This is a genomic window from Streptomyces sp. NPDC057438 (assembly GCF_042802995.1).
Classification (GTDB): domain Bacteria; phylum Actinomycetota; class Actinomycetes; order Streptomycetales; family Streptomycetaceae; genus Streptomyces.
This window is the reverse complement of the sequence record NZ_JBHVDD010000023.1, coordinates 41,456-58,282: the sequence shown is the minus strand read 5'-3', so window position 1 is coordinate 58,282 and position 16,827 is coordinate 41,456. Positions and strand designations below refer to the sequence as shown.

Sequence of the window (16,827 nt, the reverse complement as noted above, 5' to 3'; positions counted from 1 at the left end):
TTCGGAGAGCACTGCTCTCGCTTGAGAGCAGTGTGCACGAGATCGGTGCTCCAATGCAAGAGCAGTGCTCTCGTTTGTGGTGCTCGCTCTCATTCATGTGCGCTGATCCGTTACGAGAGCGCTGCTCTGAAACGTGTGCAGTGCTCTACCCTGTGGCACACTGCCTCACATGAGCACAGCACGAGGAGCCCGCGCCCGCGCCCGGATCGAGGTCACCGCCGCCATCAAGGACGAGGCCCGCAGACAGCTCGCCGCCGAGGGTGCCGCCAAGCTGTCCCTGCGCGCGGTCGCGCGCGAACTCGGCATGGTCTCCTCCGCGCTGTACCGCTACTTCCCGAGCCGCGACGAGCTGCTCACCGCGCTGATCATCGACGCGTTCGACTCCGTGGGCGAGGCCGCCGAGGCCGCACACGCGCGGGCCGCGGCCGAGAGCCCGGCGGGGCAGTGGGTCGCCGTGTGCGAGGGGGTGCGGGAGTGGGCGCTGGCACGGCCGCACGAGTACGCGTTGATCTTCGGTTCGCCCGTGCCCGGCTACAAGGCACCCGACGCGACCCTGCCGGCCGCCTCCCGGGTCGGGCAGCTGCTGATCCGTATCGTGCGGGACGCCTTTCGGGCCAAGGGCGTGGCCCAGTGGAAGCTGCCCGCCGAGCTGCGGCCCGAGGCACGGCGGATCGCCGAGGAGTTCGCGCCCGACCTGCCGCCAGAGGTGATCATGGTGCTGGTCGGGGCCTGGGCGCAGCTGTTCGGCCTGATCAGCTTCGAGGTGTTCGGGCAGTTCAACCGGGTGGTCGAGGACCGGGGCGTGTTCTTCCGGCACGCGGCCGGCCAACTCGCCCATCACGTGGGTCTGGTGTTCCCTCAGTCCGAGGCGGCGGAGCGCTGACGACCCCGGGGCCGGCGGGCGTGCTGCGCGGGACGTGGCTACGGGCCGGGTTCAGGGCGCCGCTCGACGTACAGCCCGACATCGAGCGCTGGAGAGGCCGCCGACGGCCAGGAGTCCCACTGCGGGGGGTGCGTGAACTCCGTCCCGACGTGTTCCTGATGGAGCCGGGCGACCGTGACCGCGCCCAACTCGTCGTCCGCCTATGAGTCGGGGCTGGTGCCGCCGGGCGGAGCGGAGTGGTGCCCGCCGGGTGGTCCGGCGGCCTGCCGGCGCAGGCCCGCAGCGTGCCGGAAGCGTGTCAGGACGACCGTGACGACGGCGACGAACACCACCGCGGTCACCGCGAGGGCGAGGAGGTCGAGCAGGCTCCGCCGGTCGCCCAGGGAGCCGAAGGCGCTCGGCAGGAACTCCGTGACGCCGAAGTATGCCGCGCCCGCCAGGACAGCCCCGGCGAAGAGCGCGAAGAGCATCTCCATGGTCATCGCGTCCCGTTCGGCCTGCGTTCGTTTCCCCATGGGCCGAGTGTGGGGGCGACGGGCACGGTCGACAAGGTGGCCGACGTACCCGCCGGGCCCGGATCAGCCGATGCCCGAGGTCTCCCGCCACAGCCGCGCGAGCGACGGGTCGCCCGTCGCGGGCGGGAGGGGGAGCCGGTTCCACAGGGCCAGGTACAGGACGGGCGCCGGGCCCGCGATCTCACCGTCGGCGTCACCGGCCCCCGCCGCCTCGGCACGCTCCGCCGCGGGTGGCTCCGACGACAGCCGTACGGTCCACACGGCGTCCGTGTCGGTGGCCCGCACCCGCAGGACGCGCGGCGTCGCGGTGCGCACCCGGCTTCTGGCGCGGGCATGGAAGCCGAGCAACAGTTCGTCGATGCCGTCCACGGCGAAGGCCGCGGTGAACTCCACGGCGTGCAGGCCGGGTTCGCCGCCGAGCGCGGCTTCCGCGTCGGCGCGGTGCACGGCCGTCTCATGGGCCTGGCGTCGTGCCCAGAAGGCCGGCGGGGTGGGCGCGGGCAGGAAGCTCCAGCAGTCGAGGTCGGTCGGGGCGGTGCGCAGTGTCTCGACGAGGCGATGGTGTCCGTCCTCGAACCAGGTCAGCAGCGGGTCGCCGTCCAGGTCGGGGCCGTCCACGAGGGGCCGGAAGGACGGGTGACGGTCGACGAGGAACGCGGTGGCCCAGCGGTGCACGGCCCCTGTGTGCCGGACCAGGTCCCGGACTCGCCACGCGGGGCACGTCGGTACCTCGGCGTCCGTACCGGCCTTCCGGGCGGCCGAGGCGAGCAGTCGGCCTTCCTGCTCCAGGGCTCGGATGTGCTCGGCGATCTCCATGCGACGAGTCTGCCGCACGCCGCACGCTTCCTGCGGCCCGCCGCCCGCCGTACGACCGACCCCCCCCCCGCCGTACGCCCGATCCCCCGCCGTACGACCGACCCCCGCCGCGCGACCGATTCCTCCGCCGTATGCGCGAAGCGCCCGCCCCGGCCCCGGACGGGCGCTTCGCGCATGCGGCGGGGCGTCGTCCGGGACGTCCGGGTCGTCCGGGACGACGCGGACGTCAGGGGGTCGTCCGGATCCGCTCGTCGCGGCGCGTTTCCGCCCCCGGTTCCTCGTGCGCCAGCCACTCGGCGACGCTGTGTGCGATCGGCTGGCCGGTGTCCATCTCCACGAACCCGAACTGGCCGGACTGGTTGCACTCCAGGAACCACCAGATCCCCTCCGCGTCCTCCGCGAAGTCGAAGGCGCCGTAGGAGAGTCCGGCGTCGCGGAGGTAGGTGTGGACGGCCGTGGCGGTGCGGTCCGGGACCTCGGCCGGCTGCCAGGGGGCGGTGGAGGGGGCGAAGCGGACGTCCACCTCGTCGGGGTGCGCGTCCGCGGCGACCGCCTTGCGGGCGGCCAGCATGCGGTCGCCGACGACGGTGAGGCGGATGTCGGCGGTCTTGGCGATCCGCCGCTGCAGCAGCGTCGGCCCGAACGCGACGGCGGTGAAGTCGGTGCCGGGCGCGACGCGGCTGGTGGGGACGGTGCCGACGGGCTCCCGTGGGTGGGTGCCGGAGACGGGCTTCACCACCAGGTCCGGGAAGCGCTCGGCGAAGTCCCGGGCGGCCTGCGGGAACGTGGTGATCAGCGTGGCCGGGACGGGGAGCCCACAGCGCTGGGCGTGCCGGAGCTGCCACGGCTTGTGCCGGGCCCGGCGGGCCGCGTCCGGGTCGTTCATCCAGCGGGCGCCCGTGCCGCGCAGCATGCCGTAGAGGGCCTGTGACGACTCCTCGGTGAGCCAGGGGGACGGCTCGGCGACCCCGGCGGCCGGAACACCGGGCCGGCGCAGCCAGATGGACCGCAGCCCGCTCATGCTCACCAGGCGCCCGCCGGCGGCCAGCTGCCCGCGGAAGGAGCCGTGCACGTACTCGCCGGAGAGCGCGACCGTGCCGGGCAGGTCGGCGGGGTCGAGGCGGACCACCGGTACGCCGGTCCTGTTGAGCCGGGCCACCACCAGGTCCGCCGTCACATCCTGTTCACTTGTCAGGATCAACACCGTCATCGTCGCGAATCCGCGTTCAGTCGTCGAAATGGGTCTTCGATCCCGCCGTGGAGGTGGTCGCCCCCAATTCCCGCATAAGGCCCTGGTCATGCGCGGCTATCCGCCCGTCGGCGAGCACGTTCAACTGCAGCCCGGAGTCGTAGGTGTACGGAGCGCTGAACTCCAACTGCTCAGCGGCGCGAGCGTAGTTGAGCACGAACAGTCGCATCGTTTCTCCTTGTTCGGGACCATCCGGAAAAGCGGATGGTGACGCTCCGGCCGCTCTCTGTTCGGCCGGGTCGCAGTGCCTCCAGGGAGTTATACGAATCGAACGACTGAATGGTTGCCTCATGTTCTCGGAGGGCTGACTTCATGCACCGCGAGGTGTCACCAGGCAACGGTGAGTGGTCATTTCGCGGTCGAGCGGCGGGTGGTGAACGCGATGGCGGAGGCGAACCCGGCGAGTACCGCGACGCTCGTGAGCGCGGCGGGCAGGGAGAGTCATTCGGCCATGAAGCCGATCGCGGGCGGGTCGAGGAGCATGCCCAGATAGCCGAGGGTCGAGGCCGTGGCGACTCCGCCGGGGCCGGCCGGCGCGCCGGCGCGTTCGACGGCGACGGGGAAGATGTCGGCGAGGCCCAGACCGGTGACGGCGAAGCCGAGCAGGGCCGCCCACACGGAGGGCGCGAGGGAGCCGAGCAGCATGCCGCCCGCCGCGGTCGTGCCACCGGCCACGAGTACCGTGGTCCTGCCCAGGCGTTCGAGCAGGGGCGTCCCCGTGAGCCGGCCGATCGTCATGGCCGGCGCGAAACACGAGTAACCGAGCGCCGCGACTCCCGGCGAGGCGTCCAGGTCCACCTCCAGGTGCAGGGCGCCCCAGTCGGCCAGCGCCCCTCCCCGTACGCCGTGCATCCGGCGATCAGGCCGAGCACGACGACCGGCCCGCGCGTGCGGCCGCCGGGGCGGTGGGCGCCGGGTGTGGGGCGGCTGAAAGGGGTCCATCGGTAAAGGCGCATGGTCCCGCCCGGGCCCGTGAAGTGGATCGAAGCGGAATTCGACACCCTTTCCGTCGCCCGGGCCGACGCCCTGCCGAATCGCTTTCCTTCCGGGGCCCGGCGCGGCCTTTCGCTAACCTGCGCCGGTGACCGGCAGGCAACTGACCGTATTCATATGGGCAGTTGATTCACCCTTCCGCTCGGAACGCCCGCAGCCGCAGGGAGTTGCCCACGACGAAGACCGAGGAAAAGGCCATCGCTGCCCCGGCGATCATCGGGTTCAACAGGCCGGACGCGGCGAGCGGAAGGGCGGCCACGTTGTAGGCGAAGGCCCAGAACAGGTTGGACCGGATCGTGCCGAGCGTCCGACGGGCGAGGCGGATGGCGTCGGCCGCCGCACGCAGATCCCCGCGTACGAGGGTCAGGTCGCCCGCCTCGATCGCGGCGTCGGTACCCGTACCCATGGCCAGCCCGAGGTCGGCCTGCGCGAGCGCGGCCGCGTCGTTGACCCCGTCGCCGACCATCGCGACTGAACGGCCCCGCGCCTGAAGGCGCTTGACGACGTCCACCTTGTCCTGCGGCAGCACGTCCGCGATCACGTTCTCCGCGGCGATGCCGACCTCGCGGGCGACGGACTCGGCCACCACCCTGTTGTCCCCCGTCAGCAGGATCGGTGTGAGGCCGAGCGCGCGCAGCCGGGTGATCGCCTGCGCGCTGCTCGCCCGGACCGCGTCGGCGACTTCCAGGACCGCGCGGGCCTCGCCGTCCCAGGCGACCGCGACGGCGGTACGCCCGGCCGCCTCGGCCTCCGCCCGCACCCGTGCCAGGCCCTCGGGCAGCTCCACGGCCCGGTCGGCCAGCAGGCGTTCGCGCCCGACGAGGACCGTGCGGCCGTCGACGATGCCCCGGACACCGAGGCCGGGTACGTTCGTGAAGTCCTGAGGTGCGGGCAGTGGGCCGAGCCGCGTCAGCGCCGCCTCGGCGACGGCGCGGGCGACCGGGTGCTCCGAGGCGTGTTCCAACGCGCCCGCCAGCCGCAGGACTTCGTTCTCGTCGGTGCCGTCGACGGGGTGCACGGCCAGCAGGGTCGTCCGGCCGGTGGTGACGGTGCCGGTCTTGTCGAGGACGACGGTGTCGACCTTCCGCGTGGACTCCAGCACCTCGGGGCCCTTGATCAGGATGCCCAGCTGGGCGCCGCGACCGGTGCCGACCAGCAGTGCGGTCGGCGTGGCGAGCCCCAGGGCGCAGGGGCAGGCGATGACGAGTACGGCGACGGCGGCGGTGAACGAGGCCGTGAGCCCGGCGCCGTTGCCGAGCCAGAAGCCGAGGGTGCCCAGGGCGAGGGCGATCACGACCGGGACGAAGACGGCGGAGATCCGGTCCGCGAGCCGTTGGGCCGAGGCCTTGCCGTTCTGCGCGTCCTCCACGAGCCGTGCCATCCGGGCCAGTTGGGTGTCGGCGCCGACCCGGCCGGCCTCGACGACGAGACGGCCACCGGCGTTGACGGTGGCTCCGGTGACGGGATCGCCGGCCACGACCTCCACGGGCGCGGACTCGCCGGTCAGCATGGACGCGTCCACGGCGGACGTGCCCTCGACGACCGTCCCGTCGGTCGCGATCTTCTCGCCGGGACGTACGAGGAACCGGTCGCCCACCTTCAACTCGGCGATGGGGAGGGTCCGTTCGCCGCCCCCGGGCGTGAGGACGGTGACGTCCTTCGCGCCCAGCTCCAGCAGGGCCCGCAGGGCCGCGCCCGCCTTGCGCTTGGCGCGGGCCTCGAAGAAGCGCCCGGCGAGGACGAGGGCGGTCACCCCGGCCGCGGCCTCCAGATAGATGCTTCCGGCGCCGTCGCCCCGGGCGATGGTCAGCTCGAAGGGGTGGGTCATGCCCGGGGTGCCCGCCGTCCCGAGGAACAGGGCCCACAGCGACCACCCGAACGCGGCCAGGGTGCCCACGGAGACGAGGGTGTCCATGGTGGCGGCACCGTGCCGGGCGTTCGTCCACGCGGCGCGGTGGAAGGGCCACCCGGCATACGCCACCACGGGCGCCGCCAGCGTCAGGGACAGCCACTGCCAGTACTCGAACTGCAGGGCCGGGACCATGGCCGTCGCGACGACCGGGACGGAGAGGGCCACCGCGGTGACCAGCCGCTGCCTGAGCGTCCGCAGCTCGTCGGCCGTCCCCTCGCGCGGACCGTCGCCCGCGCCGTCGCCCGCACCCTCGGGCTCGGCCCGCGCGGGCGGCGTGAGCTCCCGTGCGGTGTAGCCGGTCGCCTCCACGGTGGCGATCAGCTCGCGCACCGAGACCGCGTCCCCGTAGCTGACCTTCGCCTTCTCGGTGGCGTAGTTGACCGTGGCGGTGACGCCCTCCACGCGGTTCAGCTTCCTCTCGACGCGGGCGGCGCAGGAGGCGCAGGTCATCCCGCCGATGGAGAACTCCACCTCCGCGATGGTTCCGGTCCTGGTGACGGCCATGTCTCTGCTCCTCGCACATCGGGGTCGGTGTTCGACGCGGATACGGGGCGGGGGTATCGTGGGCGCCAACCGACTGTATACCCCCTCGGGGTATATGGTGCAAGCTCTCGCGAGGCTTGACTCTATACCCCCCAGGGGTATTGTGAGGACTGTGACGAGGACCCGGACACCGAAGGAGACGGCCATGAACACCGGACTCAGGATCACCGCGTTCGCGGCCGCGCTGGCCGCGACGTTCGGCACCGCCTACGGCGTGGGCAAGGGCATCGAACCCGTCGTCTCCGGCACCGCGGAGAACGAGCCCGCGCGCCACGACGGCCACGCCGAGGAGTCACCGAACCCCGGACGTGGGGAAGGCGGTCACGACATCGCGCCGCCCGGCGGACTCCAGATCTCCGAAGGCGGCTACACCCTCGACCTGCGCACCCCGGGGGTCACCGCGGGCCACCGCTCCGAGCTGCGCTTCGTCATCAGGGGCGAGGACGGCCGGGCCGTCACCGCGTACGAGCGCGAGCACGACAAGGAGCTCCACCTCATCGTCGCCTCACGCGATCTGGTCACCTACCGCCATCTGCACCCCACCCGCGCGGCCGACGGCACCTGGAGCACCCCCGTCGACCTGCCCGCGGCGGGCGGCTACCGCGTGTTCGCCGACTTCACCCCGGCCGGAGAGAACACCGAGAACCTCACCCTCGGCGCCGACCTCGCGGCCTCGGGCACCTACCGGCCGCGAAAGCTCCCGGCGCCGAACGCCACGGCCGAGGTCGACGGTTACGAGGTCGAGCTGGACGGCGGCCTGCGCCCGGGCGCCGCGAGCGAACTCGACCTCAAGGTCTCCCGGAACGGCCGGCCCGTCACCGACCTCCAGCCCTACCTGGGGGCGTACGGCCACCTGGTCGCCCTGCGCGCGGGTGACCTCGCCTACCTGCACGTCCACCCGAACGGCGAGCCCGGCGACGGAAGGACCCGGCCCGGCCCCGGCATCTCCTTCACGGCCACCGCCCCCAGTGCCGGCAGCTACCGCCTCTTCCTGGACTTCAAGCACGAGGGCAGGGTCCACACGGCGGCCTTCACGGTCGGCGCCGGGGGAGCGACGGAACCCACGAGCACGGAGGAACCCGCGACCGCTCACGCGCACTGACGGCTTCACCGCGCCCCGGGCTCTCGGGCGATGACGACCCGCACCCCCGCCTCCTCGAAACGCCGCACCGCCTCCGGCGCCGCCGCCGCGTCCGTGACCAGCGTGTCCACCGAGCCGGCCCCGCAGATCCGCGCGAAGGCCCGCAGTCCCAGTTTGCTGGAGTCGGCCGCCACGACCACCCGCTCGGCACGCTCGCAGAGCAGTCGGTTGACGGCGGCCTCCGCCTCGTCGTGCGCGGCCGCGCCGTGGACCACGTCCAGGGCGACCACGCCGAGGACGGTCACGTCCAGGGTGATCCGATCGAGCACACCGTCGGCGAGCGGGCCGACGAGCTCGAACGACTGGGCGCGGGCCACCCCGCCCGTCACCACGATCTTGAACTGGGGCCGCACGGCCAGCTCGCCCGCGATGTTGAGCGCGTTGGTGACCACGGTCAGCGCGGGCGTGCCGGACGCCAGGTCCCCTCGTACGGCCAGGGCCCGCGCGACCTCGGTCGTGGTCGTGCCGCCGGTCAGGCCCACCGCCTCGCCGGGGGCGACGAGGTCCGCCACCGCCGCCGCGATCCGCTGCTTCTCGGTGGCCCGGCGTGCCGTCTTGTAGCGGAGCGGCAGCTCGTACGAGACGCCGTGCACGACCGCTCCGCCCCGCGTGCGGACGAGCATCTGCTGCTCCGCGAGCCCGTCGAGGTCGCGCCGGATCGTCGCGGGGGACACGCCCAGCTCGACGGCCGCCTCCTCGACGTCCAGCCGCCCCCGCTCGGCGAGCAGTTCGAGCAGCGTCCGCCAGCGGGTGTCGCGGGACATGAGGCCTCCTCCTGCTGGTCCAGTTGCCGCATCATGCTTGAAGATGCTCGAAAGATGACTCTATCGTGCAGGAACAAGCATGATCCCGGTGTCTCCTGGGGAGAGTGACCGCATGAGCCACGTCGAGGACGAGCTGAACAGCCAGCCCGCGTGCTGGGCCCGCGTCGCCGCCGAGGCGGTGGAACACGCCGGGGTCCTGTCCGCGCCGGGGGAGCGGGTGGCGCTCGTCGGCTGCGGGACGTCCTCCTTCATGGCCCAGGCCGCCGCCGCGCTGCGCGAACGGGCCGGCCACGGCGAGACGGACGCCTACGCCGCCTCGGAGTTCCCCCGGCTGCGGACCTATGACCGCGTCGTCGCCCTCACCCGCTCCGGCACCACCACGGAGGTGCTGGACCTGCTGGGCGTGCTGCGGGGCCGTACCCGTACGACGGCGATCACCGCAGACCCGGCCACCCCGGTGATGGCCGCCGCGGACGACGTGGTCGTCCTGGGCTTCGCCGACGAGAAGTCCGTCGTCCAGACCCGGTTCGCCACCACCGCGCTCACCCTGCTGCGCGCCCACTTCGGCCTGCACTCCGAGACGGCCGTCGCCGACGCCCGGACCGCGCTCGAGGCACCGCTGCCCGAAGGGCTCCTCGACAGCGCCCAGTTCACCTTCCTGGGCCGGGGGTGGACCGTGGGCCTCGCCCACGAGGCCGCGCTGAAGATGCGCGAGGCCGCGCTGGCGTGGAGCGAGGCGTATCCGGCCATGGAGTACCGGCACGGACCGATCAGCGTCACCACCCGGGGCACGGCGACCTGGATGTTCGGCGAGGCACCGGAGGGGCTCGCCGAGCAGGTGCGGGCGACCGGCGGGACCTGGGTGCCCGGCGGGCTCGATCCGCTCGCCGAACTCGTCCGCGCCCAGCGGCTCGCCGTCGCCGTGGCCGCCGCCCGCGGCCTCGACCCCGACCGGCCGCGCCATCTCACGCGCTCGGTGATCCTCGACCCGAACGACCGCTGAAACAGGAGGAGTCGTGCCCCTCACGACGACCCGAGCGCTGATCACCGGGGCCGCCGCCACGCACGTCGCGGTGGCGTCGTTCAACGTCATCACCCTGGAGCACGTCGAGGCGGTCGTCGCGGGCGCCGAGACCGCCGACGCGCCCGTCGTCCTCCAGGTCAGCGAGAACGCGGTCAGGTTCCACGACGGCGACCCGCTCCCGCTGGCCCGCGCCGCGTCCGCCGTCGCGGAGCGGGCGGCCGTGCCCGTCGCGCTCCACCTCGACCACGTGCGCGGCGACGACCTGCTGCACCGGGCCGCCGACGCCGGGTTCAGCTCCGTGATGTACGACGCCTCACGCCTGCCCTACCTGGACAACCTGGCCGCGACCCACGCCGCCGTGGAGTGGGCGCACGCCCAAGGGCTTTGGATCGAGGCGGAGTTGGGTCAGGTGGGCGGCAAGAACGGCGCGGCGCCGCTGGACGCGCACGCGCCGGGGGCCCGTACCGACCCCGAGGAGGCGCGGGCCTTCGTGGCCGACTCGGGCGTGGACGCGCTCGCCGTCGCCATCGGCAGCTCGCACGCGATGACCACCCGCACCGCGGCCCTCGACCACACCCTTCTGCGGCGGCTGGCCGGCGCCCTGGACGTCCCCCTCGTCCTGCACGGTTCCTCGGGCGTCCCGGACGGCGAACTGCGCAGGGCCGTCGCGGGAGGCATCGCCAAGGTCAACATCGGCACCGCCCTCAACATCGCCCTGACCGGCGCGATCCGGGAGTTCCTCGACGCCGGCCCCGAGGTCGTGGACCCGCGCCGGTACCTCGCGGCGGGCCGGACCGCGATGGCGGACACCGTGACCCGCCTCATCCGCGTCCTGCGCTCGGAACTGCCGGCTCCCCCTGCTCCTTCCGCCTAGAGTGCGCGGTCGCAGGAGCGGAATGTGACGCCCGTCACTGGTATTTTCCGGTCATGCGGGAGACGGAGATCCACCTCGGTGCACCGCCGGTCGTCGCCCTCGCCGGGGTCGGCGTACACGGCGTCGCGAGCCCCACGGACGTGTTCCGGCTGCCCGAGCTGTGGCAGCTGCACCTGTACCAGTACGAGGGCGAGCTGACCGTCGACGGCACCGTCCACCCCGTCCGCCCCGGCCGGGTCAGCCTCGTACCGCCCGGCACCACGGTCCGCTACCGCTACCGGGGCCGCTCCGAGCACCTCTTCGCCCATCTGCGCGTCACCCCGGCCGGACCGCCCCGCACGGTACCGGTCGTGCAGGACGCCGGACCCGAACTCCCCACGCTCACCGGTCTGTTGCTGCGGGCGGTGGCCGCCTCCCCGAGCGAGCCGGACCGTACCCGGGCCGAGATCTGGACCGCCCTGTGGCGCGTCGCCACGCTGGCCCCGCCCGCCACCGCGGGCCCCGGCCCGCACCCGGCGGTGGCCGCCGCCATCGCCCACATCGAGGCGCGCCTGGCGGCACCGCTCACCGTGCCGGAGGTGGCCCGGGCGGCCGGCGTCTCCCACAACCACCTGACCCGTCTGTTCCACGCCGAGACCGGTGGCACGGTCGTCGCCTACATCCGACGCCGCAGACTCGAACGCGCCCACCATCTGCTCCGCGCCACGACCCTCTCCATCCCCGCCGTGGCCGCCTCCGTGGGCATCCCCGACCTCCAGGCCTTCAACAAGGCCTGCCGACGGGAGCTGGGCGCCTCGCCCCGCGCGCTGCGAGGTGCCACCTCGACGACGGCCGGTCAGCCCGCCCTGACCGCCCTCAGCACCACGAACTTGGCGTCGCTCGCGACGACTTCGCTGTTGCCGAAGATCCGCCGCAGCGTCACGTGATAGCCCAGATGGCGATTGCCGACCACCCACAGCTCGCCGCCCGGCCGCAGTGCCCGCCGCGCCCCGGTGAACATCCGCCGGGCCGTGGCGTCGGTCGTCGCCTGATGGGAGTGGAACGGCGGGTTGTTGAGAACGAGATCGACGCTGCCCGGCGGGAAGTCCTCCAGCCCGTCGCCGACCCGGAACTCGGCCCGGGCGTCGTCGCCGGGCCGGTTCGCCTCGTACGTCGCCCGCGCCGAGGCCACCGCCTGGTACGACTCGTCGACGAACACCACCTCGGCGTCGGCACCGGCCAGCGCGACCGCCGTGCCCACCACGCCGTTGCCGCAGCCCAGGTCGACCACCCGGCCGCCGGCCGGGGCCTTGGGCAGCTGCCGCAGGAAGAACCGGGTGCCGATGTCGAGGCGGTCCGCGCAGAACACCCCCGCGTGGTTGACGACCGTCCGCCCGGCCAACGGGCCGATGCCGTCCGGCAGTCGATAGGTGTACGGCCACGGATCGCCGCCCCGGGCCGCCAGCACCCCCGCGTCCGGCGTGCAGTGGACGAGCCGCGCCTTCTGCCGGGCCAGCGAGGTGCGGGTCGGGCCCAGGATCCGCTCGAAGAGGCGGAGCGTGGAGGTGTGGATCTCCTTGACCATGCCCGTGCCGATCACGACCGTGCCCTCGTGCACGGCGGGCGCCAGGCGGTGCAGCTGGTCCTCCAGGAGCGCGAGGCTCTTGGGGACCCGGACGAGCAGAACGTCGACGCGGTCCGGCGGCGTGTCCCGGGTGGTGAGCAGCCGTACGGCGTCCGCCTCGACCCCGCCGCGCTCCAGGTTCGCCCGCGTCGCCTCCCGGCTCAGGAAGGAGTCGGTGATCTGCGTCGGCCCGTACCCGGCCAGCGCGGTCGTCAGCGCACCCCAGCGGTCGCCCACGATCACGACCGTCCCGTCCAGCCGCGTCCCGCTCTCCGCGAGATGGCGCAGCAGATACGCGTCGGACGCGTCCCAGGCGCGCAACAGGTCACGGGGGTCCTCGGGAAAGCGCGTCAGGGTGTACTCGCCCCAGGGCGCGGTCATACGGTCGCTCATCGTGCGCCCAGGCTAACCGAGCCGCAGCTCAGGACTCCTCCCGAGTGGCCGTGCGGGACGATGGCACCATGAACGCCGAGCTGTTCCCCCGCGAGCGCACGGAGATCGTGCCCGGCGCGGTCCACGTCCCGGACCGGCTGGACGCCGAACAGCAGCGGCGCCTGGTGGAAGCCTGTCGTGCATGGGCCCGGCCGCCCGCCGGGCTCCGCACGGTCCGCACCCCGGGCGGCGGCACCATGACCGCCCGGCAGGTCTGCCTCGGCCGGCACTGGGGCGTCGTACGGGCCTGTCCCGCCTGCGGCCGAGCCGTCCGGGACAACCCCGCCTGCCCCGGCCGGCACACCTACCCGTACGCCTACTCCCGCACGGCCGTCGACGGCGACGGTACGCCGGTGAAGCCCTTCCCGGCCTGGCTGGGCGAACTGGGCCGGAAGGCGGTGGCGGACACGCTCGGCCCGGAGCGGGCCACGGACCCGTACGACATCGCGCTGATCAACTACTACGACGCCGACGCCCGCATGGGCATGCACCGCGACAGCGACGAACCGTCGGACGCCCCGGTGGTCTCGCTGAGCCTCGGCGACACCTGCCTCTTCCGCTTCGGCAATCCGCGGACCCGGACCCGTCCCTACACGGACGTCGAGCTGCGCAGCGGTGACCTCTTCGTGTTCGGCGGGGCGGCGCGGCGGGCGTACCACGGGGTGCCCCGGGTGTACGCGGGGACCGCGCCGGCCGGGCTGGGCCTGACCGGCCGGCTGAACATCACGCTGCGGGCCGGCGGCTTCGACGACGTCTGAGGCGCGGCGCCGGGTGGCGGGCCGACGCCGAGCGGATCATGGGAGACTCCCCCTCATGGACGGGAAGGCGGCCCCCAAGGCGGCGGGCGAAGGGACACCGACGGCACGCGCGAAGCTGGACCGGGGGAGGGGCGCGCTCGGTCCGGCACTGGAACTGGTGCACACCGGGCGGGCGCCGACCCGGGCCGTGCTCACCGCCGAACTGGGGGTGACCCGGGCCACGGCGGGCGCCGTCGCCGCCGAACTGGAGGCGCTCGGCCTGATCCGCGTGGACGCGCACCCCGGTGCGGCCGCCGGTTCGCAGGGCAGACCCTCGCACCGCCTGGAGGTCGCCGAGGAGGGGCCCGTCGCCCTCGCCGCCCAGATCCACGCCGACGGCTGGCGGGTCGCCCTGGTCGGCCTGGGCGGCCGGATCGTCACCACCGCGCCCGCCTGCGAGATCGTCGACGCCGACCCGGCGAAGGTGCTCGGCTCGGTCGTCGACGCGGGCGCCGCGCTGCTGCGCGAGACGGGCCGGAGGTGCGTGGGCGCGGGCCTCGCCGTACCGTCCGCGGTCGCGGAACCGGCGGGACTGGCGCTGAACCCGCTGCACCTGGCCTGGCCCGCGGGTGCGCCCGTGCGGGAGATCTTCGCCGAGCGGATCCGTGCGGCCGGCATCGAGGGGCCCGCCTTCGCGGCCAACGACGTCAACCTCGCCGCCCTCGCCGAACACCGGCACGGCGCCGGGCGGGGCTCGCGGGAGCTGCTGTGCGTGGCGACCGGGCACCGAGGCGTCGGCGGTGCGCTGGTCCTCGACGGCCGTCTGCACACGGGCAGTTCGGGGCTCGCCCTGGAAGTGGGTCACCTCACCGTCAACCCCGAGGGCCGCCCCTGCCACTGCGGCAGCCGCGGCTGCCTCGACGTCGAGGCCGACCCGCGGGCCCTGCTCACCGCCGTCGGCCGCGACCCCGGCCCGGAGGGCTCCCTGCTGCAGCAGGCCAACGAACTGATCCGCACCCAGTACACCGACCCGGTCGTCCGCACGGCCGCCGAGGCGATCATCGACCGCCTCGGCCTCGGACTCGCGGGTCTGGTCAACATCCTCAACCCCGACCGCATCATCCTCGGCGGCATGCACCGGGCCCTGCTCGACGCCGACCCGGACCGGCTGCGCGCCGTCGTCGCCGACCGCAGCCTGTGGGGGCGGCAGAGCGGGGTGCCTCCGATCCTCGCCTGCACCCTGGACCACAACAGCCTGGTGGGCGCGGCCGAGTTGGCGTGGCAGCCGGTGCTCGACGATCCGCTGGCCGCGATGGTCTGACGCCCCTCACCGGGTGCCGCTACCCCGCAGCATGATCGAGCGGGAGACCACGAACGGGACCGGGACCGCCGCTGGGTGGCGTGCGGACGGCCGGCCTGGGCCCAGGAAGCGTGCCTGTCCGTCTCAGTGGACGGTGAAGCCGCCGTCGACGGGGAGGGCTGTTCCGACGACGAAGCCGGCGCCGGAACTGCACAGCCACACAACGGCGGCAGCGACCTCGTCCGCCCTCCCCAGCCGGCCGATGGGCTGCTCCTTCATGATCGCCGCCATGGCCTCGGCCTGGTTCTCCACCATGTCGGCGACCATCGGGTCGTGGTACTCCGCGCGACCGCCGGACGCGACCCGCCGGACCGGCAGGTGACCGAACTCGTCGATGAGCTGTCCACCCGCAGCACGGACTTCAGCACCCGCTGGGCCAAGCACGACGTCCGCCGCCGCTCCCGCGGACGCAAGACCGTCCACCACCCGGCCGTCGGCAGGATGAAACTCTCGTACGACGACTTCGCCCTGCCCGGCGACCCGTATCTCCCTCACCACCTACACCGCCGACCTCGGCACCCCCAGCGCCGACAGCCTCACCCTCCTGGCGACCTGGGCCGGGACACAGAAGCAGCGGCGGACCGTCGAGGACGAGGCACGCCACCCCCCGCTCCTAGGTGTCCACCGTCATCGATCCGGTGCGCAACGGCGTCGACAGCTCCCGTGACGCCCCCCGGGGCGGCGGTCGGTGGCGTCAGGCGTCCGTCCGGCGCCGGGGCCTGGCCACCAGCTCCCCGCCGCAGTTGGGGCAGATCTCGCGCAGGGCCTCGCCACACGGCACGCAGAACGTGCACTCGTACGAGCAGATGCGGGCCGGGGCGTCGGCGGGCAGCACGGTCGTCGCGCAGCGCTCGCAGCGGTCGCGCATCTCCAGCGCCATGGGTGGGGCCTCTTCTCGGATCGGGGTGCCGTGGAAACCGCCGCCGGAGGGGGCGGCGAGCCACACGATCCTGCCACGGGCATGTCCCCACGGCGACCGGCCCCTGCTCGTGGCCGCCGCGCGCACCGCTCCGTACGACATCGCCCCGTACGGCGGTCCACCGGAGTCGCGTAGGTGCACCGGACGGTACGCTGCCCGGCGCCGTCCTCGGACTTGCGAGGAGTGCGCCGGGTGCGGGACCGGCCGGCGTCCGCGAGCCGGTCGTCGGCGTGCTTACCCGCGTCGGCCCACGGAGGAAGGGTCACCGCCCGGTCAGCCTGCGACGGCCGACCGGGCGGGAGCGTGTTCGGACCTGCGCCCGCGCGCGGCGGGCCTGCGTCCGGTGTCGTAGGGCTGTCCGAGATCGCACGGCTGGGCGGCCTCGACCGTCAGCCCGGCGTCGTACGGCGAGATCTTCGGCACCGCCGCGGAGGACGCCGGCAGCGTGAACCACACGACCTTCCCCGACTCGGCGTGCGGCCGCACACCCCAGCTCTCGCTCACCGCGGCGACCATCGCCAGCCCGCGGCCGCAGGTGGCGTAGGGCTCCGCGTCCTGGACGACGGGGAGGCGGGGGTCGTTGTCGCGCACCGAGACCGTGAGCCGGCCGAGGAGCAGTTCCATCTCCACGGTGCACATCTTGTCCGGCTCCGCGTGCCGGTGGACGTTGGACAGCAGCTCGGTCACCCCGAGCGCGGCCCGCTCTATCAACGGATCCAGATGCCAGTAGCGCAATTGCGCAGATACGATTCTGCGGACCTGTCCGATCCGCGACGGCAGGGCTTGGAGCTCCACCGTGCAGTGCCTGCTTTGCTGGCTGATCACGGCTGCGACTCCCCGAAGTTGAGTCCGGAAGAAGATCGGAGTACGGATCCAGCGAGGTGGCTGGGCGAAAAACGCCGCCTGCTGTGGTGCGGCCGCCGATGACTGCCGCCTGGTGGCGGAAGCCGGGGCTGCCGCCTGCTCGTGGGGTGGCTGCGCACGGCCGCCGCCCGCTGACGTGGCCGGCGGGCTGGTTCGCAGCGTGATCGCCGGTAAACCCAGAGTGACGTGAAACCAGAG

General features: G+C 73.6%; 17 protein-coding genes and 2 pseudogenes. 8 read left to right on the top strand and 11 right to left on the bottom strand.

What is annotated here, in order from left to right:
* Positions 1-169: 169 nt before the first annotated feature.
* Entirely contained in the window at positions 170-883 is a 714-nt protein-coding gene (locus ACFU5F_RS15720) for a TetR/AcrR family transcriptional regulator (RefSeq protein ID WP_383887151.1), read from the top strand.
* A gap of 200 nt (positions 884-1,083) precedes the next feature.
* Here ACFU5F_RS15720 and ACFU5F_RS15715 read toward each other — a convergent pair whose 3' ends face one another.
* From ACFU5F_RS15715 to ACFU5F_RS15690, 6 genes and pseudogenes are all read right to left on the bottom strand, one after another.
* Positions 1,084-1,398: a DUF6332 family protein gene (locus tag ACFU5F_RS15715; RefSeq protein ID WP_383887149.1), complete on the bottom strand. Its 315-nt coding sequence runs from the start codon at positions 1,396-1,398 to the stop codon at positions 1,084-1,086.
* Between the two features lie 63 nt (positions 1,399-1,461).
* A complete protein-coding gene (locus ACFU5F_RS15710) occupies positions 1,462-2,214 on the bottom strand; it encodes a maleylpyruvate isomerase family mycothiol-dependent enzyme (RefSeq protein WP_383887225.1) in 753 nt (250 codons plus the stop codon).
* A 226-nt stretch (positions 2,215-2,440) separates the two neighbouring features.
* The gene (gene tgmB / locus ACFU5F_RS15705; RefSeq protein WP_383887147.1) at positions 2,441-3,424 is read right to left on the bottom strand and encodes an ATP-grasp ribosomal peptide maturase; all 984 of its coding nucleotides are present in this window, start codon (positions 3,422-3,424) and stop codon (positions 2,441-2,443) included.
* Positions 3,425-3,440: 16 nt separating this feature from the next.
* Positions 3,441-3,632: a putative ATP-grasp-modified RiPP gene (tgmA, locus tag ACFU5F_RS15700; protein ID WP_013005676.1), complete on the bottom strand. Its 192-nt coding sequence runs from the start codon at positions 3,630-3,632 to the stop codon at positions 3,441-3,443.
* Between the two features lie 179 nt (positions 3,633-3,811).
* Positions 3,812-4,371: pseudogene (locus ACFU5F_RS15695) on the bottom strand (MFS transporter); the annotation flags it as partial.
* 215 nt (positions 4,372-4,586) lie between these two features.
* Positions 4,587-6,872: a heavy metal translocating P-type ATPase gene (locus tag ACFU5F_RS15690; protein ID WP_383887145.1), complete on the bottom strand. Its 2,286-nt coding sequence runs from the start codon at positions 6,870-6,872 to the stop codon at positions 4,587-4,589.
* A gap of 184 nt (positions 6,873-7,056) precedes the next feature.
* Between ACFU5F_RS15690 and ACFU5F_RS15685 the strand changes: the two genes are divergently transcribed.
* On the top strand, positions 7,057-8,013 hold the full coding sequence (locus ACFU5F_RS15685) for a hypothetical protein (RefSeq protein WP_383887143.1): 957 nt from the start codon (positions 7,057-7,059) through the stop codon (positions 8,011-8,013).
* A gap of 5 nt (positions 8,014-8,018) precedes the next feature.
* On the opposite strand, the gene ACFU5F_RS15680 is transcribed toward ACFU5F_RS15685, so the two are convergent.
* Entirely contained in the window at positions 8,019-8,816 is a 798-nt protein-coding gene (locus ACFU5F_RS15680) for a DeoR/GlpR family DNA-binding transcription regulator (RefSeq protein WP_383887141.1), read from the bottom strand.
* 112 nt (positions 8,817-8,928) lie between these two features.
* On the opposite strand from ACFU5F_RS15680, the gene ACFU5F_RS15675 reads away from it, so the two are divergent.
* From ACFU5F_RS15675 to ACFU5F_RS15665, 3 genes are read left to right on the top strand one after another with little or no spacing between them, the layout of a single operon-like run.
* Positions 8,929-9,819: an SIS domain-containing protein gene (locus tag ACFU5F_RS15675; RefSeq protein WP_383887140.1), complete on the top strand. Its 891-nt coding sequence runs from the start codon at positions 8,929-8,931 to the stop codon at positions 9,817-9,819.
* A gap of 13 nt (positions 9,820-9,832) precedes the next feature.
* On the top strand, positions 9,833-10,714 hold the full coding sequence (locus ACFU5F_RS15670) for a ketose-bisphosphate aldolase (RefSeq protein WP_383887138.1): 882 nt from the start codon (positions 9,833-9,835) through the stop codon (positions 10,712-10,714).
* Between the two features lie 53 nt (positions 10,715-10,767).
* Positions 10,768-11,640 carry a helix-turn-helix domain-containing protein gene (locus ACFU5F_RS15665; RefSeq protein WP_383887137.1) on the top strand — a complete coding sequence of 291 codons (873 nt, stop codon included), beginning with the start codon at positions 10,768-10,770 and terminating at the stop codon, positions 11,638-11,640.
* Here ACFU5F_RS15665 and ACFU5F_RS15660 read toward each other — a convergent pair.
* Positions 11,550-12,710, bottom strand: a complete 1,161-nt coding sequence (locus ACFU5F_RS15660) for a methyltransferase (RefSeq protein ID WP_383887135.1) — start codon at positions 12,708-12,710, stop codon at positions 11,550-11,552. The two genes, ACFU5F_RS15665 and ACFU5F_RS15660, sit on opposite strands and share 91 nt — an antisense overlap.
* Positions 12,711-12,778: 68 nt before the next feature.
* On the opposite strand from ACFU5F_RS15660, the gene ACFU5F_RS15655 reads away from it, so the two are divergent.
* Together ACFU5F_RS15655 and ACFU5F_RS15650 are read left to right on the top strand one after the other, a co-directional pair.
* A complete protein-coding gene (locus ACFU5F_RS15655) occupies positions 12,779-13,507 on the top strand; it encodes an alpha-ketoglutarate-dependent dioxygenase AlkB family protein (protein WP_383887133.1) in 729 nt (242 codons plus the stop codon).
* A gap of 55 nt (positions 13,508-13,562) precedes the next feature.
* On the top strand, positions 13,563-14,807 hold the full coding sequence (locus ACFU5F_RS15650; protein WP_383887131.1) for an ROK family protein: 1,245 nt from the start codon (positions 13,563-13,565) through the stop codon (positions 14,805-14,807).
* Between the two features lie 123 nt (positions 14,808-14,930).
* Here ACFU5F_RS15650 and ACFU5F_RS15645 read toward each other — a convergent pair whose 3' ends face one another.
* Entirely contained in the window at positions 14,931-15,065 is a 135-nt protein-coding gene (locus ACFU5F_RS15645) for an SDR family oxidoreductase (RefSeq protein ID WP_383887223.1), read from the bottom strand.
* A 54-nt stretch (positions 15,066-15,119) separates the two neighbouring features.
* Between ACFU5F_RS15645 and ACFU5F_RS15640 the strand changes: the two are divergent.
* Positions 15,120-15,272 (top strand): annotated as a pseudogene (locus tag ACFU5F_RS15640) (transcriptional regulator); the annotation flags it as partial.
* 268 nt (positions 15,273-15,540) lie between these two features.
* Here ACFU5F_RS15640 and ACFU5F_RS15635 read toward each other — a convergent pair.
* Positions 15,541-15,726 carry a DUF1272 domain-containing protein gene (locus tag ACFU5F_RS15635; protein ID WP_013005687.1) on the bottom strand — a complete coding sequence of 62 codons (186 nt, stop codon included), beginning with the start codon at positions 15,724-15,726 and terminating at the stop codon, positions 15,541-15,543.
* A 312-nt stretch (positions 15,727-16,038) separates the two neighbouring features.
* The gene (locus ACFU5F_RS15630; RefSeq protein WP_383887129.1) at positions 16,039-16,590 is read right to left on the bottom strand and encodes an ATP-binding protein; all 552 of its coding nucleotides are present in this window, start codon (positions 16,588-16,590) and stop codon (positions 16,039-16,041) included.
* Between the last annotated feature and the right edge of the window lie 237 nt (positions 16,591-16,827).

Coding starts and splice junctions, on each gene's coding strand:
- ACFU5F_RS15720 (WP_383887151.1), top strand. CDS start 170: ATGAGCACAGCACGAGGAGCCCGCGCCCGCGCCCGGATCGAGGTCACC.
- ACFU5F_RS15715 (WP_383887149.1), bottom strand. CDS start 1,398: ATGGGGAAACGAACGCAGGCCGAACGGGACGCGATGACCATGGAGATG.
- ACFU5F_RS15710 (WP_383887225.1), bottom strand. CDS start 2,214: ATGGAGATCGCCGAGCACATCCGAGCCCTGGAGCAGGAAGGCCGACTG.
- tgmB (WP_383887147.1), bottom strand. CDS start 3,424: ATGACGGTGTTGATCCTGACAAGTGAACAGGATGTGACGGCGGACCTG.
- tgmA (WP_013005676.1), bottom strand. CDS start 3,632: ATGCGACTGTTCGTGCTCAACTACGCTCGCGCCGCTGAGCAGTTGGAG.
- ACFU5F_RS15690 (WP_383887145.1), bottom strand. CDS start 6,872: ATGGCCGTCACCAGGACCGGAACCATCGCGGAGGTGGAGTTCTCCATC.
- ACFU5F_RS15685 (WP_383887143.1), top strand. CDS start 7,057: ATGAACACCGGACTCAGGATCACCGCGTTCGCGGCCGCGCTGGCCGCG.
- ACFU5F_RS15680 (WP_383887141.1), bottom strand. CDS start 8,816: ATGTCCCGCGACACCCGCTGGCGGACGCTGCTCGAACTGCTCGCCGAG.
- ACFU5F_RS15675 (WP_383887140.1), top strand. CDS start 8,929: ATGAGCCACGTCGAGGACGAGCTGAACAGCCAGCCCGCGTGCTGGGCC.
- ACFU5F_RS15665 (WP_383887137.1), top strand. CDS start 10,768: ATGCGGGAGACGGAGATCCACCTCGGTGCACCGCCGGTCGTCGCCCTC.
- ACFU5F_RS15660 (WP_383887135.1), bottom strand. CDS start 12,710: ATGAGCGACCGTATGACCGCGCCCTGGGGCGAGTACACCCTGACGCGC.
- ACFU5F_RS15655 (WP_383887133.1), top strand. CDS start 12,779: ATGAACGCCGAGCTGTTCCCCCGCGAGCGCACGGAGATCGTGCCCGGC.
- ACFU5F_RS15650 (WP_383887131.1), top strand. CDS start 13,563: ATGGACGGGAAGGCGGCCCCCAAGGCGGCGGGCGAAGGGACACCGACG.
- ACFU5F_RS15645 (WP_383887223.1), bottom strand. CDS start 15,065: ATGAAGGAGCAGCCCATCGGCCGGCTGGGGAGGGCGGACGAGGTCGCT.
- ACFU5F_RS15635 (WP_013005687.1), bottom strand. CDS start 15,726: ATGGCGCTGGAGATGCGCGACCGCTGCGAGCGCTGCGCGACGACCGTG.